11 protein-coding genes are annotated in these 16,031 nt (G+C 36.5%); all 11 read right to left on the bottom strand.

The window, feature by feature from the left end; all coding sequences use genetic code 11:
• A partial coding sequence (locus SAE01_RS03425) for a T9SS C-terminal target domain-containing protein (RefSeq protein ID WP_147202222.1) occupies positions 1-1,131 on the bottom strand: 1,131 nt, incomplete at its 3' end.
• Between the two features lie 554 nt (positions 1,132-1,685).
• A complete protein-coding gene (locus SAE01_RS03420; protein WP_147202221.1) occupies positions 1,686-3,386 on the bottom strand; it encodes a T9SS type A sorting domain-containing protein in 1,701 nt (566 codons plus the stop codon).
• Between the two features lie 143 nt (positions 3,387-3,529).
• On the bottom strand, positions 3,530-4,912 hold the full coding sequence (locus SAE01_RS03415; RefSeq protein WP_147202220.1) for an exopolysaccharide biosynthesis polyprenyl glycosylphosphotransferase: 1,383 nt from the start codon (positions 4,910-4,912) through the stop codon (positions 3,530-3,532).
• A 323-nt stretch (positions 4,913-5,235) separates the two neighbouring features.
• Complete coding sequence (locus SAE01_RS03410; protein ID WP_147202218.1) at positions 5,236-6,543, bottom strand: nucleotide sugar dehydrogenase; 1,308 nt, start codon at positions 6,541-6,543, stop codon at positions 5,236-5,238.
• Positions 6,540-7,595, bottom strand: coding sequence for a DUF354 domain-containing protein (locus SAE01_RS03405; protein ID WP_147202216.1), 1,056 nt, complete (start codon positions 7,593-7,595; stop codon positions 6,540-6,542). Before SAE01_RS03405 ends, SAE01_RS03410 begins: the two co-directional genes overlap by 4 nt.
• A 288-nt stretch (positions 7,596-7,883) precedes the next feature.
• Entirely contained in the window at positions 7,884-8,918 is a 1,035-nt protein-coding gene (locus SAE01_RS03400; RefSeq protein WP_147202214.1) for a glycosyltransferase, read from the bottom strand.
• Positions 8,900-10,834: an asparagine synthase (glutamine-hydrolyzing) gene (gene asnB, locus SAE01_RS03395; protein WP_147202213.1), complete on the bottom strand. Its 1,935-nt coding sequence runs from the start codon at positions 10,832-10,834 to the stop codon at positions 8,900-8,902. The genes SAE01_RS03400 and asnB overlap by 19 nt, the downstream gene beginning before the upstream one ends.
• A 71-nt stretch (positions 10,835-10,905) precedes the next feature.
• The gene (locus SAE01_RS03390; protein WP_147202211.1) at positions 10,906-12,165 is read right to left on the bottom strand and encodes a hypothetical protein; all 1,260 of its coding nucleotides are present in this window, start codon (positions 12,163-12,165) and stop codon (positions 10,906-10,908) included.
• A gap of 9 nt (positions 12,166-12,174) precedes the next feature.
• Positions 12,175-12,921 (bottom strand): nucleoside/nucleotide kinase family protein, encoded by a 747-nt coding sequence (locus SAE01_RS03385; RefSeq protein WP_147202209.1) that lies wholly within the window; start codon positions 12,919-12,921, stop codon positions 12,175-12,177.
• A gap of 13 nt (positions 12,922-12,934) precedes the next feature.
• Positions 12,935-14,491 (bottom strand): nucleoside/nucleotide kinase family protein, encoded by a 1,557-nt coding sequence (locus SAE01_RS03380; RefSeq protein WP_147202208.1) that lies wholly within the window; start codon positions 14,489-14,491, stop codon positions 12,935-12,937.
• The gene (locus tag SAE01_RS03375) at positions 14,488-15,978 is read right to left on the bottom strand and encodes a lipopolysaccharide biosynthesis protein (RefSeq protein ID WP_147202207.1); all 1,491 of its coding nucleotides are present in this window, start codon (positions 15,976-15,978) and stop codon (positions 14,488-14,490) included. The genes SAE01_RS03380 and SAE01_RS03375 overlap by 4 nt, the downstream gene beginning before the upstream one ends.
• Positions 15,979-16,031 lie beyond the last annotated feature (53 nt).

Genomic DNA, 16,031 nt, shown 5'->3' with positions numbered 1-16,031 from the left:
TACATTTTGGTTATCATATCCCAGTATACCTACCGCCTGGGTAGCGTTTGAAGCAAGGACCACAACACCATCAGAACCGTAGGTCTCTTTTACACTTGTAGAATTATCATAAACGCCACTGATAAGTACATTTGCAGGACCAAAAGAAATAGAAGATGTAGACGATTCTCTATAAACGATATTTCCATTACTAGCGGTGTAAACAACTTTCACCTTATTAATAGCCGGGTTTAAAAGAACAATAGGTGTTGTTCCTTCGTTTAATGTAACGGCATAAACAGGATCCCATGATCCATTTGCCTGCCTAACCAAAAGGCCGTTTTGTATTTGATTCGGAGTATTATAGTTTGTTTTAATGGCGCAAAACAACTTACCGTCAGGAGCAGCTTTTGTGTTAATAAAATTGTTAGCCAAACCCTTTCCAATGTTTAGTAGCGATGGGTCATAGCCAGGCGTCTCCTCAGCAGACCAGGTAGAAGGGGGATCTGTATCAGAATGGGTTCTAAATAAGAACTTCTTTGTAGCTTGGTTGGACCATAGAAGACCTATTTTGCCTGGTAACGCCACTACTGCACATAAATCTGAGTCTAGTACCCCTGCACCTATAGAAATAGGTGCACTCCATGTAGAGTAAGGTGGAGCACTCCAACGCACGTTCACAGTTGTTTTTGCATCGGACGCCAGCCACATTTTACCTGTTCCATCTATATCAATTGTGCCTGTTTGAATCCCTGCATCTAGTGATATTTCCACCCGCGAAGTTCTTTGCGCCCAATTTTTGTATTTACCGGTGGCAACATCATATTCTATTGAATACAATACCGAAGTTGTGCCTTTGTAAACAAAAATATGAGCAACATTGCCTACCACTTTTACATCTGGCTTTGCAGAACTCCCGGAGGCAAGGTTTAAAATTTTAACCCATACCGTACCATCTAATCGCCATACATTTAAACCGTCGGCACTTGCCAGAATACACCAATGCTTACTTGCGTATGTCCAAACTTTTGCTTGTGGTACCTGACCAGTACTACTCGCTATTGGTATTGATGATAACGGTGTAACGGCAAATTGAGCGAAAGAAAAAGACATTAGTGTAAAACACAGCGAAGTAAGAATAGCCTTCTTCATAAGAGGACGTTTTAGAGATGAGTGCAAGAGAACTGGAGTCGTTGATAGAAGAAAGATTAGTAAGTGCTATAGTATCGGCCGGAAATTTAGCAGTTAACGTTCCTAAGGGAAAGTATTTGCCTCAGCAGTAGTTATAGAATACTTCTTCCTTATGGATATCCGGTATTTAAAAAATACTATGACAATTCCAGCTTCCGCTAACAGAAAAAAAGCATTATGCTATTATGCATCATGGACACAAGCAGGCAAATTGGAGAATGTGCATTAGGATTGTTCAGACAAGAAGTAACTAACTTTTCTAAAAAGAAAGCTATCTATTTCTCGTATTAACTTTTTGTCCTTTTTTGCTCACCAATTGCAGAAAGCTCAGAAGTAGCGAGTTTACATCTTACTATTTTGAGCAAAAATGAGCGTCTTGTTTCAAAGTCCTAAGTTATCTAATAATAGTCCGCAACATGCTCGTGCCAATTTCGCAACTCCGAGATGTGTGAGAAAATCAATTGTAGTTTTCTGAGGATAGAATTCACAAACATCAAAACGACAGGTCTAAGTATTTAGTTTGCAACCGCAAACTTGTGCGTCCTAACTTTGCTTTTATTTCTAAAGGCTATAAAATAAATGCCAGTAGGTAAGTCGTTCGTATCAAGGTAAGTAGTGTTTGAGAATTTAATTGAGTGAATTAAACGTCCATTCGTATCAAGCAGAATGGCGTCAACTATTTCGCTTGTATTTGCACTAATTTTCACACTTTCTCCTTTTTTAATTAAAGAGGGAACGACTTGAATCGCCTCATCTTTTATTAATTTAATATCTACATCCCTGATGTCTGATCCCGTGTTTTGTCCAACAATTTTAGCAAAGGGTACATTTATGTTAGAGCTTCGGGAAGTCTGATCAGTGGAAGCTGTTGTAAAGAAGTCTAACACACTGCCTAACAGCCACCCGGTTGTACTTGCACCGACACGATAATAGTATTTGGTATTTTTTACTAATCCGGTCACCTGTAGTTGATGTTCAGTTGCAATATTATTTTCAGTGGCAGAAATTATATAATTGCCATAGATTGTACCCGCTTCAGCTTTAGAATCAGTAGCCAGATTTGTTGTCCATCTAATATTGGCTGTTGTCTCAGTTATTTTTTCAATAAAAGGCCCACTAGTAATCCTGGCCTGTTCAGGTGGTTCTACAAATCCTTCTAGGCTTAAGTCGAAAGCTATATCAGTACTGGTAGGATTTGATTGATGAATTTCTACAGCAACTACGTTAATACCTGTTGTAAAGGCAGACGCGTTAACGTTGAAGGTTCGAAGCAAACCGTTTTCGTCAACAGAACCAAGTGCAAGAGTTGTATAAGATATAGGGCCTGAAGGCATGTTATTACGATAAACTTCTTTACTGTTTATATACACTACTACTCCATCATCCCTCTTTACGCTAAAACTATATTTTTTGAAAGCTTCGGGATTTTGCAACGAAATAGTGCGTCTAAAATAAGTAGTAATATGTTTGTTGTTAGCATCGGGCCCAAAACTTACAACCGTACTTTCATTTCTATTTCCATAACCAAGTGTAGCCGGTCCGCTTTTCCAACTTGCATCTGAAAAAGATATTCCGGTCCAGGAAGTGCCTTGATTGGACCCATCGTCAAGGTACTTCCACCAAGAGCCAAAAGGAATTGAGGTAGGATCGGCTACTGCAGGATTAGCAGTTACACGCATATCAAAACTGATGTCATCACTGCTATGGGTAAATTGATGAATTTCAACAGCAATAACATTGATTCCTTTTAAAACCAATGAGGCACTTGTAGTAAAGCTTCTAATATTGTTACGTTCATTACTAAGTGACGCGGCAAACGTGTTATAAGAGATAGGGCCAGACGGCATATTGTCACGAAAAATTTCTACACCATTTAAATATACCACCACCCCATCGTCCCTTTTTATTTCCGATAAAAAGGAAGAAAAAAAAGAAGGATCTGAACAGCGTTCTAACCTTCTGAAGTAAGTAGTTATGTGTTTTTTTCTTGGGTTAGAACCAAAGCTTATTACTGTACTTTCATCCCCATCCCCATACCCCAATTCTCCATTACCACTCTTCCAGTTGCTATCGTCATAGTCGAGACCAGTCCATGCTGACCCTTGGTTTGAGCCGTTATCGAGGTACTTCCAGGAAGAGCCAAATGGAAATACTGTTTGAGCAGCTAATTCAAATTTAGAAATCACCAGTAGTAAGATGAGGATAAGTTTTTTCATGGCTACTATTTTAAATTATAAGCATGATTTTATATTTTCTTAGATTTTGTTTTTCCAGTCCATCGTAGACGGGCTACTAGTAGTGAAAATGTCTAGCAGCTTAAAAGAAGTGGTTGATTTTTTCCGTTGTGGAGAGGGAGAATCTAAAAAGCATTACTATGAACCTTGCTGCTAAAAACAGTGAGGAAGATAATCTTTAGATCCAGTAAAAAAGACCAATTTTCTATATACCATAAATCGTGGCGTGTTCGTTCATTTTTTTGTTGTTCAGTATCAGTTGGACCTCTCCAACCATTAACTTGAGCCCACCCTGTTATGCCTGGTTTTACATAGTGTCTAACCATATAGAGATAAACGCACTGCTGAAGTTGTTTATTAAGAAATTGTCTGTGCGGCCTTGGACCTACTACACTCATATCTCCTAACAACACGTTCAGGAATTGCGGCAGCTCATCCAAACTATATTTTCTTATTATTTTGCCCAGTTTGGTAATTCTTGCATCATCTTTTTCAGTCGACAAAGTACCGCCTGAAATAGGATCGTTCTGACGCATACTTCTAAATTTGAATACTCTAAAAGGCTTACCCGCTCTTCCTATCCTCATTGGGCAATAAAACACTGGTCCGGGAGACTCAAGTTTGATTAGGATAGAAAGAATTATAAACAGTGGAGACAAAAAAAGTAAAACCAAGGCTGAAAACGTTCTGTCAAAAAAAGTTTTACTAAAAGAAGCTAGTAGCCCCTCCACTGGTAATTGACGCACATTTATTGCGTCAATTTGACCCAATCGTGTTAACCTACAATTTCTTCCAAAAATATGTTTGTAATCAAACACATACTTTACTCGAATGCCATGATAATCGGCAGCAGAAATGATATTTTGTATTTTTTTTGTATGTTCGATAGGTAAAGCAATCACAATCTCGTCAACCCGATTTTCTTGTAAATATTGCTGAATACTCTTTAAATTACTCACTATCTTTTCCTGGCCTACTGTACAAGCCTCCCTATTCGTGCAATTTATAAAGCCTTTAATTTGATGGCTGCCGACGTGACGTGAGTAAAGCTGTTCTTCAACAATTTTTGCTACAGTTCCTGTACCTGCAATTAAAGTATACTTTACCTGTTCCTTAGTTTTTCCTACGAAAGCTTTGAAACTAATAAATGCAGAATAAACTAGAATATCAAGGAGGGGAATACCAATTGCTATAGCTGCTATTCCCTTTTTATTTACAAAGGGGATCGGAATTAACATATAGAACAACAGTATCGTTGCTACAAATAAGCCATACGCCTTTATATAATTAGTCGTCCACTTACTAATTGCATTATTCACTCTCGAAAAATAAACTTTTCTTATATGTTCTAATAAAGCCCATAAAAAAATAAAACAGGATAGAATAATGCATTCAACTCTTGAAAAGTTAAATTGCCAAAAAAAGAAAACAGATATAAAAAAGGCCGTAATGATTGTTAGGACATCCTCTTTAAAATAAAACGGGGTTTTTATTTTTAAGGTAATCATAAAACATAAATTAAAGGATTGTCAAAGAATAATTTTTAAGGTTAATTGTTATAGGTTAGGAGAATATTCTAAGAATATTTTAAAGAACTAAAAATTGCCGGTAACCAGGTGCGTAATCAAAGCTAGTTCTGTAAAAAAAATGTTGCTTAGATAGTTATAATAACAACAATTAAAAAGGGGAGCAAAAGGATCTTTCTAAATAACTGGGAAAATTAAAAGACTTTGCAAGAAAGGCTTGATAGCAGGATAAATAAATACTCTAAGGCGATTAAGGCTACAGCAATTGGAATTCTGAAATACGGGCATTGAAAGAATGCAATGAGTTACCAACACAAACCTTCATAATTTGGTAGACACTCAATTTCATTTATACGAACCAGGTCAATAACAGCATGTTTTTCCTTTAATAGATGCCCATATGTAGATGCATCAAAGTTCTTGTGATTTATAACAACTACGTCATTCTGTTTTATTGCCATGTTAAGATCGTTACTTATTAACGAAGATAGATGGGGCAAGCGTTCATTTATATAGGCTTTGTTAGCACCTATTAGTTTGGAAAGACGAACATTTTCATCGTAGATAGTAACATAATAACCTTTGCCAATAAGCATTTCTGCCAGATCAACTGAAGGGCTGTACCGCAAGTCGTCTGTGCCTTCTTTAAAGCTTAGCCCTATAAAACAAACATTTCTTTTACCAGTCTTTTCTACCATTTCGAAAGCTATCTTCTTTTGATTCTCATTTGAATTATTTATACATCTCAAAACAGGAGTATTTAGGTAATTATCATGCCCTAATGTCAAAAACCCTTTTAAGTCTTTTGGGAGACAAGAACCTCCATAAGCGAACCCGGGCTTAAAATAAGAAGTTGATATATTTAACCGTGTATCCTTACAAAACAACTCCATTACCTTGTGAGAGTCAATCGAAACAGCTTTACAAACATTTCCTACCTCATTAGCAAAAGCTATTTTTAAGGCATGATAAGAGTTGTTTACATACTTAATGATCTCTGCAATTTTAATGTCCGTAATTTCTATAGGCGCATCTAAACCCTGGTAGATAGACGCTACTTTTTTGATTGCATAGTTATGGTCTCCGCCTATAACAGTAATTGAAGGATGATAATAATCCTTGATTGCAAAACCTTCTCTTAAAAATTCGGGATTTGATACTACAGAAAAATCAGCTCCTCTTTTCTTTCCTGAAATTTCTTCCACAATTTCCCCAACCTTCTGATTTGTTCCGGGCATAACAGTGCTTCTTATAACAATAGTATGAAAGGTTTCCTTTTTCTGAATCGCCTTGCCTACTTGCTCTGCTGTTTTATAAATGTATGAAAGATCTAAATGGCCATGAGGAGATGATGGCGTACCCACACAAATTATACTTAAATCAGTATTATTTACCGCCTCATCCGCACACGTTGTAGCAGATATTCGACCTCTCTCATATCCATCTTTGATTATAACATCAATGTCCTTTTCTAAAATTGTCGGCTTTCCGCTATTAATAAGTTCTACCTTAAAAGAACTTACATCAACTCCTATAACATCGTGACCATTTCTAGCAAGACATCCCAAACTTACACATCCAACGTATCCTAATCCAAAAATTGAAATTCTCATTTTATTACAAGTTTATATTGATTAATTTGATGCCTCATAAATTCGTTCATATCATCCCATGTTTCAAGTAGCCGTCTTCTAACTTCTATCTGCCGAGTGTTATTAAAGGGTTGGTCGATTGTTTGATTAATACATGTCACCGCTTCTTCACCTGGCAAATGCTTGAGTATACCTTGTTCGATAAGCAGTTCATTCGCTTTCATTTTTCTTATGCCGCAATAAACACTTTGGATACCTAGCATTGCACCTTCGCGTGCCATACTATCTCCCGAAGAAACTACTAACCTGGAATAATAAATTAAAGAGTGTATGTCTTCGACTGGCTCCTCCAGGATGATCCACGATTTTGGAAACTTAGTAGCATAGTTTTTATCTTCTAATGATAAAACCACCTTAGTATTTGCGTCTATTTTCTTACAGAAGGAGCAAATAATTGCGTCCTCCTGGTTATAGTAATTGAAGGATTTATTACTTACTTCTCTAATGAAAACATATTGGTAGGGGGTAAGATTATACTTGGCAAGTATTGACGGATTGGGCTTAAATCTTTTTGGACTCAGGTAACTCCATTCTTTTAAACAATTAAAAATCGACGTCTTGTTAGTTTTCTCCACTATTGGGGGGAAAAACATTTGACTCGAAAATCTCTCATTTAAGCTATTGACTTTCTTTCTTTCAGGATCATCATAAAATTGAATGATAGGGGTTCCTGAAAGTTTGCAAGCCATAGCAAGAGGAATGCTACTTGCAGCTACACAAATATCATATCTGTTTTTCCTAATAAGATCTAAAAAAGTAAACATTCGCCTCACATTGCCATTCCACAGGATCGAGAACTTACTGCCCCTGCTACTGCCGACGGGAATTGTATTAAATCCGGCATACTCAGATTCTATAATTTTCGGTAGTTTGCCTCTTTTCAGGTAGCAAATCGTAACGTCCCAATTTTCATCTTTTAACTGTTTCGATAGTCCTTTAAACAGGTTAAGTTGAGCAGGATGTTTAATATCAATCAAGACCTTTTCTTTACGTTTCCTTACAAGTATGCCCATAACATTAGTTTTAATTATTAACCATATTATTAATTGGGTTGCAGTTACGGCAACTACGTCCGTTGTCATGCACAGAGATAATAAGAAGTACGATGGATCCTACCGGTTATTATTTAGCATCCAACTTTAAAGTGCGAAATACGGAGCATCCTTCATTAAAACGTGTAGGTAGCAGCCTGGTTATTTTTGACTATTCATTTTAGCCCTAATAGTAGTTGGTCGTTATCAAATGCCCTGGCGATAAGAAATTAATAAAGAAATCTTAGGAGCTTTAGTTATCCACAGCCATTAGCTTACTGCTTTTTTATATACCTCAATAATTTGCTTCGCAATAGTTTCTGAGTCTAAACCAAGTTTTAAAATTTGCTCCCGGCCTTTAGTTCGTCCAACAGTTTCTGAAAAAATTAAAGCTTCCTTAATTCTTTCAGAGAACTCATCAACATCGAAACTGGATATATAACACCCCTCTGTATTTCCCAACACCCATCTAACATCTCCTATGTCTGTTGCGACGATAGGGCAGTTGCAAGCCATCGCTTCTTTTACTATGTTTGGTGAGCCTTCCATTAACGATGGAACCACAATAACATCTGCCTTAGCTAGATAAAGCGGTACTTCGCTATGTGCTATTGGATAAGGATTTATAAGTTCAACATTAGAAAACGGTAATTTTGCAACTGCAGCTTCTGCAAGCGAATAATTCTTCCTAACATCTTTCTTATTGCCTAAAAAAAGTACATTTCTCTTCTTGTTTGGGCAGCGACAAGTTCCGTTTATCGTTTTAGGATTGAACTTGCGCTTATTAATTCCATTTGGAATTAAATTTGACTTATGCTTTAGATACACATATTTCTCTATGTTCTTCGATTTAGAAATAATCTCTCTTACAAAAGGTTGTATCAACCATGTTGAAAGAGTTGAAAATCTACTACTAAGACTGACTTTGTTGACGCCTATAAAATTTCCATAAGCATCAGAACCTAGTAGGGATAAAACAACCGGAATTTTTCCTGAGCCAATTACTGCTGCCCAACCGGAATATGTATAGTGAGCATGTATTAAATCATACCTATTTTTCTTGCAGTGCCTTCTAATTTTCATTCCCGCTTTTAAATAACCCCAAAAACCCTTTCCTACAACCGGAAAGTAATCAACATCAATTCCCTGCTCTTTTAATGATTCACCTTGTTCTTTGATGAAAGGAACAATTTCAAAATTTTTAATATTACCACCGCAGACAAAAAAGACTTTCATAGGCATTCTTTTGGTTTTTAAAACTTTTAATACTCTGATTATTATCAACTCTAAAAGTATTCCGCGCAAGCACCCAGACAGGTAGCTATATCAATAATATTTAGAAGACTTTTATTGGCATGAGAAGTAGTACGTTGTTTACTAGTCAATAAAATGGTGCTTATTATTAGAATAATTTCCTTTTCCCTATTTCCAAACAATGCATGCTCATCAACAAGTTTAATTATTGCGTCCTTATTAAATATTCTCCAGAAAAATCTGTTATCATTTTGGATAAGCCATACTTTGATTTCTGCTGATTTCCTTCTAATATAATCTTTAGAAGGACCGTGGAAAGCTAACTTTTTACGGTTGACCATTTCTTCGGGAAGGTAATTCCGGGCGAACTCTTTGTGAATGATTTTACCATTCCTATAGCTGTATCTATATTTCCTCGGCAATGATTCGATGAATTCAACCAAATCGTTATCAAGCATAGGAACACGACATTCTAATCCAAAATGCATCGTAATTTTATCAGTGTAATTAAGGAGCGTTTCTGGCAATTTTGTCCTTGTATCAAGATAGGGAAAGAGGTCACTTCGACGAAGGGGAAGATTATTTTTACTTTTTAAAACAGTATGGTAATTCCTTAGAGCTGAGTAATACTTAGAAGACACACTTTCAATTTCATTTTTATTCATTAGCTCATGTAGAGCATGATTTCCGAAAAGGCTATTAAATTCAAAATAAGCATCGAGGTTGCTTGAAGATCCTACAGAGGAAAAAATTCTTCGAAGATCCCGGTGTTTGATGTACTTGGCACAATAACCGAAAAGACGAGGTAAAACAGGAGCTTTAACTAAAAAATCAACGGCAGGTAAGGCTTTATACTTATTATAACCTCCTAACGGTTCATCGGCACCTTGTCCACTCAGAACTACCTTTACTTTTGATGCGGCGAGCTTAGATAATGCATACATTGGAAATATAGAACCTGTATCTGCCGGTTCTTCTATTATGTTTACAATATGCTCAAACTCTTCAAAGAAATTATCGAACTTCACTTCTTCCGTATAATGCTCAATGTTGAGGTAGCTTGCAGTTTCACTGGCGCTTGCCCGCTCATCAAGTAATTTATCGTCGAAGCCTACAGTAAAACCTTTAATATTTTCCACTTTTGTTTTTGCAATCGCAGCTATAAGCGAAGAGTCAACACCTCCACTAAGAAAAACGCCTACTTCAACATCGGAAAGCAATTGTCTTTCCACAGCTTTTTCAAGTAGTTGTCCATATTCAACAACCAATCGTTTTTTAGTGCCATCAAATAATCGTTTTTTTCTTGGCAGATCAGCATAATAGCTTTTAGAAATTGAAAATGTGTCATCTAAATCAATGGTGATTAATTGCCCTGGCTCAACTTTAAATATATCTTTTAACAATGTCTGGGGTGCGGGGACATGACGAATTTGAAGTGCAGTTGTTATTACGCCAATAGAATATCGCGGCTCAACCTCGCTTATGATAGTTCTTATCTCTGAGGAGAAAAGCAGCTGATTACCTTTAAAGTGATAATACAGCGGCTTTATACCAAACCGGTCTCTTGCCAGAAATATTTTTTTGTTGGTAATATCTAGATAGGCAAAACCGAAAATGCCATTGAGTTTTGACAATGAGTGGTGTGTACACTCTTTGCGGCAAAAGTTTACAAGAGTTTCTGTATCTGAGTGACCTTTAAAATGAACATTTTTAAGAGTATCGCGAAGCTGGAGGTGATTATAAATTTCTCCATTAAAAATAATAATTCCTTGTCCATCCGAAGAGGTCATTGGCTGGCTTCCGTTGTTACTAAGATCTAGTATAGACAAACGGTGATGAAATAATTGAACTGAAAAGGAGCCAATTAAAATTTTTTTCAATCCGAATTCATCTGGGCCTCGATGACAAGTAAGCTGCACCACCTCGTTAGATAGATCGTTATTTATACTACCGACTATTCCGCACATAAAGTAAAATTTTAATAGAAAAATGGATATTTACCAGAGTCTAGTTCTCTATAAGAAATGCCTTGGTTGAGCTAATACGTGTAGAGTACAGGCTGCTCATTTTCTTCGGCATGGGATGCTTCAATATAGTATTCATTATATTTCAGAGCCGCTAATAACAACATAAGAAGTGGTGGAAAAGTGAGTGTTCCAATGAATCGCCCAGGTACTAGAACTATCAAAAAATTAACTATCAGAGGGTAAAACAGCTTCTTGTTTTCTTGGGTTATTAGACTATTTCCATTTAAGAAGTAGTGACTGAAAAACAATATGAAAAGAAACAGCCCTACTAATCCTGTGCTAAAAATTATCATATTAATATCACTGTGGATAGGCCTATCTCTACCAAAATATCTGGTACCAAAATCATAAGTATCGAATAAATTGACGCCAAACAGTATTTCAGCGACATCCCTATTCTTTTTATGATAATCAATAAGGTAAAAGGTTTCTAAATATCTTCCTTCCTCCTCCAAGCTATTTAAGTTTTCTATGCGCTCCCTTTTCTCAAGCTGCCCCATGAGCCGTTCCTGATAAAGGGGGAAGCTGATTATTAAAGCGGATATTAAGATAAAAACGAGCATCAACATCTTTAGAAATAACTTCTTATTAAAAAGCGCATATATCATTATTGCTGCAGCAAGCATTAATAATGTAGTTCGCCTCGTGCTCAACAACAGCATACAAGTATTAATAAGAATAAATGATATGTCAACTACTTGAATAATCCTGTTTTCTTCTTTGTCAGTAAGAGCATAATGAATAGCTAAAAAAACAATAATGGGAATGACATACAATCTCGAAGTAATTAGAAAACCAGTAGAGAAGGCATCAGAGTAAAACCCGGCAATACCTACTTTATTTGCATAAACTATATATAAAGGCAGCGCAATTAACAGTAACCGGTTATACTTCTTAAACTCCCCAATTACGTTATTACTCATACCCAAATGCATCCCTACAGGTATCATCAACAAGGTTATAATAACTGGCAAGACACTTTTGGCCGTCACAATCTGATCTCCAGCATTTAACAACCATAACAAAAAGAGATAAGATACTAAAGCGACAAAAATAAATTCGATATGCTTTACTATTCTATACTTTATAATGTAGAATAGTATAAGCGTTAAGGGTACTAAATAACGTAATGCAGAAAAAATTTTTTCGTCTTTATAAAAACCATCAAACATGTCGTAAAAGACAAAGTATAACATCAGCAGGTATGGAAATGGCTTAGTATCAATTAAAAAAGCTACTATTAAAAGAACCGCTAAAACAATTAATATCATACAGGAGTTTTAGTTAAATTGGCAATTCATTTTACAATGCTCAGCAATTAGGACTGCGTTTTTTTCGGGACTATCGTGGCCCGAAAACAAGTGTTTCTGGGTGCAGTCAGAACTTTCGAAAAGCTGGAACAAGTAAGAGTTGTATTTTTCCAATTCTTGCGTCCTTTTCTCTCGGGTCATTCGATCAAACCTGCTAGTCTTTGTAGGACGCATTTCTATTCTTTCTACTGCAGTGTTTATGTCAACATCGAAATAGAAAATAATATCGGTACTGAAATAAAATTTCGATAAACTTTTACTTATACTGCTATATGACTTTGCCCTAAATATGGTTGCTGACCACATCTCTTGAATAGTCCACTGATCAAGCAACACAACATCTATTTTTTCTTTCTTTAGTAGCTGTTTAAGGGCAAGGTCAAAAAGTGTTAACCTAATGTATCTGTAAATTGAATTTCTGCTGTATATACTGTTACTGGCTAACAAAGTTGTATAGAGCATTAAAGATTGACCTCTGAATAAGACGAGCTTTAGCACCAAAAGACATTTTTTAGTAAAGGCCATTTTCCTTATGTAATCCTTCACATCCTGCCATTTACATACAGTATAACCGTTACTTTCCAACAAGGCGGATAAGCATTTGCAACTCGAAGTTTTACCTGCCCCAGGAGGACCTACAAATTCAATTGTGTAAGCTTTTTGTCTCAAAGGCTTTCTTCCCTGAGGCGTTTCTGTAATTTTAGTACTGTTATGCATTCCTGTAAATTTATCAGAGATAAGAAGCCCATATTTCCTTTTTAGCAATGAAGAGCACCTCTTCTAGAGGTCGGGCAGCATCTATACTAACAACTTTGCATTTACCTGAAATTTCCATGTTTTTAAAACCTGCTATTTTTTTTTCGAGAGTTTCTAGAGAATGTTCTCCTGGCTTGCGAGCTTCTACTACTTCTGCATTAGCAATCAACTTAAACAATAGGTCAGGAGGATTAGCCTCTGCCAATGCATATATACTCGCTTCTTTTTTAGCAATGGCCCTAAGGATGATATTACGTGATGTAGAAAGATGATGAAGGAGAGGACCATCGTTATAAGCCATCACTTGATTCTGCGGGAATCTGTCACATATTACAAGCATTCCCTTTTTTCTAGCAGCCTGCATTAAGGCTATATTGCGTCGTTTTTCGTTCGCCACAAGAAGTGCCTCTAAACATTTGTAAACATTTGCAATAAATCCTTTTCTTGGATCTGCAACGCTTTGGGCTGATTTTTCAAGCTGCTTTTTGGATGGATTTTGTACAAAAAATTTTTTAAAGCCTAGAAGTATCTTTCTTGGTAAAGACACTCTTCCAACTCCCCTACCGAAATAAATTTTGTAAACATCCAGTTTTTTTTCGAACGTGTTATACAGGTTTGCAGTAACTGTTGATTTACCCGATCCGTCTGCTCCCACAACTCCAACAATAAGACCACCACGTGGATTAATTCTGTGTGACATAATTGGCCGATTAAGAAACTTGGATGTTTTTTTATACGACTTCACACATATTTCTCTGTACCACCGTCTAGCAAGAGCACCTAGCGGCAAGAATTGCCTGTTTTTCCTAAATTCTTTTTTAATTATTACAGATAACTTAAGCGTTTCAATGCGATTAAAATTGCCAAAGACAATAAAAAAAACGGGCAGGTAATTAGTAAACATTCCTTTCAGTATTGTTTTTATATCCTCGCTTGAACAACGCCGTTTCAACCAATTATATTCCCTGATAAGATTTTCAGAATAGTATATTTTGTTTTTCAGATACATCTTAACCATGTCCCTATTCCTCATTTTCAAAGCCTCTCTTATATAGAGTAGTATTAGCTCCGTGTTAGGATCAGAACGGTAAATACCAAATTCATCATCCCAAACTCTACTTTCCAAAATCTTTTTGTGCAAATCAAGTTGATAGCTTTTTAAATAAGGTTCGCCCAAGGTTAACTTGTAATGCAAATGCAGATGGACTACTTTGCCTGAATGTAAATCCAGCCCTATAAAGTCTTCTATATCTTTGTACTGTTTTTGTCTAATCGAAACAAATTTTTTAAAGCCTAACTCCATCAGCAGAACCTCCAGTTCGTCTTTTTGTTTTTCATCAAAGAGTATATCAAGATCCGTATCTGCTTTCATTGATGCATCGAGATGTTCATTACTTTTCCAATGGCAATAGCTGATTTCATAAGAATGAAATGCCGTTATAAGAGTATGAATTAATGGTACTTTGTGAACCAACAGATTACTTGAAGAAATAATCGTGGTCGAGTTTAGAGTATTAACAGTTTGATTCATATAACTTCAAGAGATATTTTTTTAAACCGTTTTAGAATAAGTTTTTCTACCAACGCTTTGTGATCATTCCTAATAAAAAAACTTGGGAATGCCCAAATGACTAAACACAATAAAACAATTACTCCGATTCCAGTACACAGTAGAGTTATATAGAAGGCGTTGAATTGCCTGCTTATATTCACAATGAAATAGCTAAAGACACCCGTCGTTATTCCTAAAAGAACTCCATGAGTGTGAGCCTTAGCCAGATCGAGCCAAGTACTACCAATGAGCTTATTGCTTAATTGACTCATCATGAAGAAATTGCCTACTAAAGTCAGTGCTACACCCCACGCTACCCCATTAAGACCCCAAAAGTGTCCTATATATGAGCTTAAGAATACTGCTCCCGCGTATAACAACTGTCTCCATGCTCTTTTGTAAACGGCACCAGTTGCTCTAGCCAAAGAGTCACTCATTTTATAACTCATTCTAAATAGGAGACTACAAGCAAGTATTCTAAATGGATCTATTACTTCCTTCCATTGAGGTCCGAGTAATGAGAGTATAATTTCAGGAGCTAGAAATACAAATAATACACTAATAGGAATTGCAATCAATGCAATAAGGCTTGTTCCAGTTAAATACGCTTTTACTAGCTTTTGTTTATCATCCTGCACTTTTGACATTGCAGGGAATAATACTTTATCTAGCGTATTCCCGAAAAGACTTGAAGGCATAACCATGAATTGATAGGCACGTCCATAAATACCTAATGAAGCTGCCCCAAGTGTTCGTCCAACAACCAGATTATCACCTTGAATGGCTAAGTAGTTTCCTATTCTTGCAAGCGTATGACCCGCTCCAAAATGTATTAATTCTTTGAATGCATTATAGTTAAATCCCGGTCGCTTTGAGAATGGTTGAACAATCATCACTAAAGCGGCGTATAAAACTGCTTGAGATATATTTGCAATAACCAAGGCCCATACGCCCATGCCTAAATATCCTAAGCTTATACCAACTGCGCCGTAGCCAATAGCATAAGACATGACCTCCAAGGCAGCAAGAAGTTTAAACTTCATGTTACGCTGTAGTTGTGCCTGGCCTATGAGAGTAGTCGAGTCGACAAAGAAAACTACTGAAATAGCCTGCAGTACAGGTGCGAGGCCCTCCATCCTAAAAAAGACTTCTAATGTGCTAGCTGCTAGAAATAAGAACCCAGCAAAAAGAACACCCATACATAAGGAAAGCGTGAAGCCAGTTGTAAGGTGCCTATCTTCCAATTCCTTTCGTTGTACTATAGCGGGACCTACGCCCATCTGTGTAAATAACTTTGAGAACTCAACTATAATTATAGCTATACCAGCCAAACCAAAATCCCTTGGGCTTATAATTCGAGCTAAAATTGCTAATACACCTATTTTCAAAAACACCTGGATGCCACTAGCAGAAAGCAAATAAATGAACCCCGAAAAAGTGCTACGGGCGAGTTTGTCTTGCAACATTAAGTATAGAATTTATCTATGGAACAATAGAACAAGAATTTAAAAGCGCAAAC

Origin of the sequence: Segetibacter aerophilus, from assembly GCF_007991655.1 — a bacterium.
Taxonomy (GTDB): domain Bacteria; phylum Bacteroidota; class Bacteroidia; order Chitinophagales; family Chitinophagaceae; genus Segetibacter; species Segetibacter aerophilus.
This window is presented reverse-complemented; position numbering and strand designations above follow the sequence as displayed.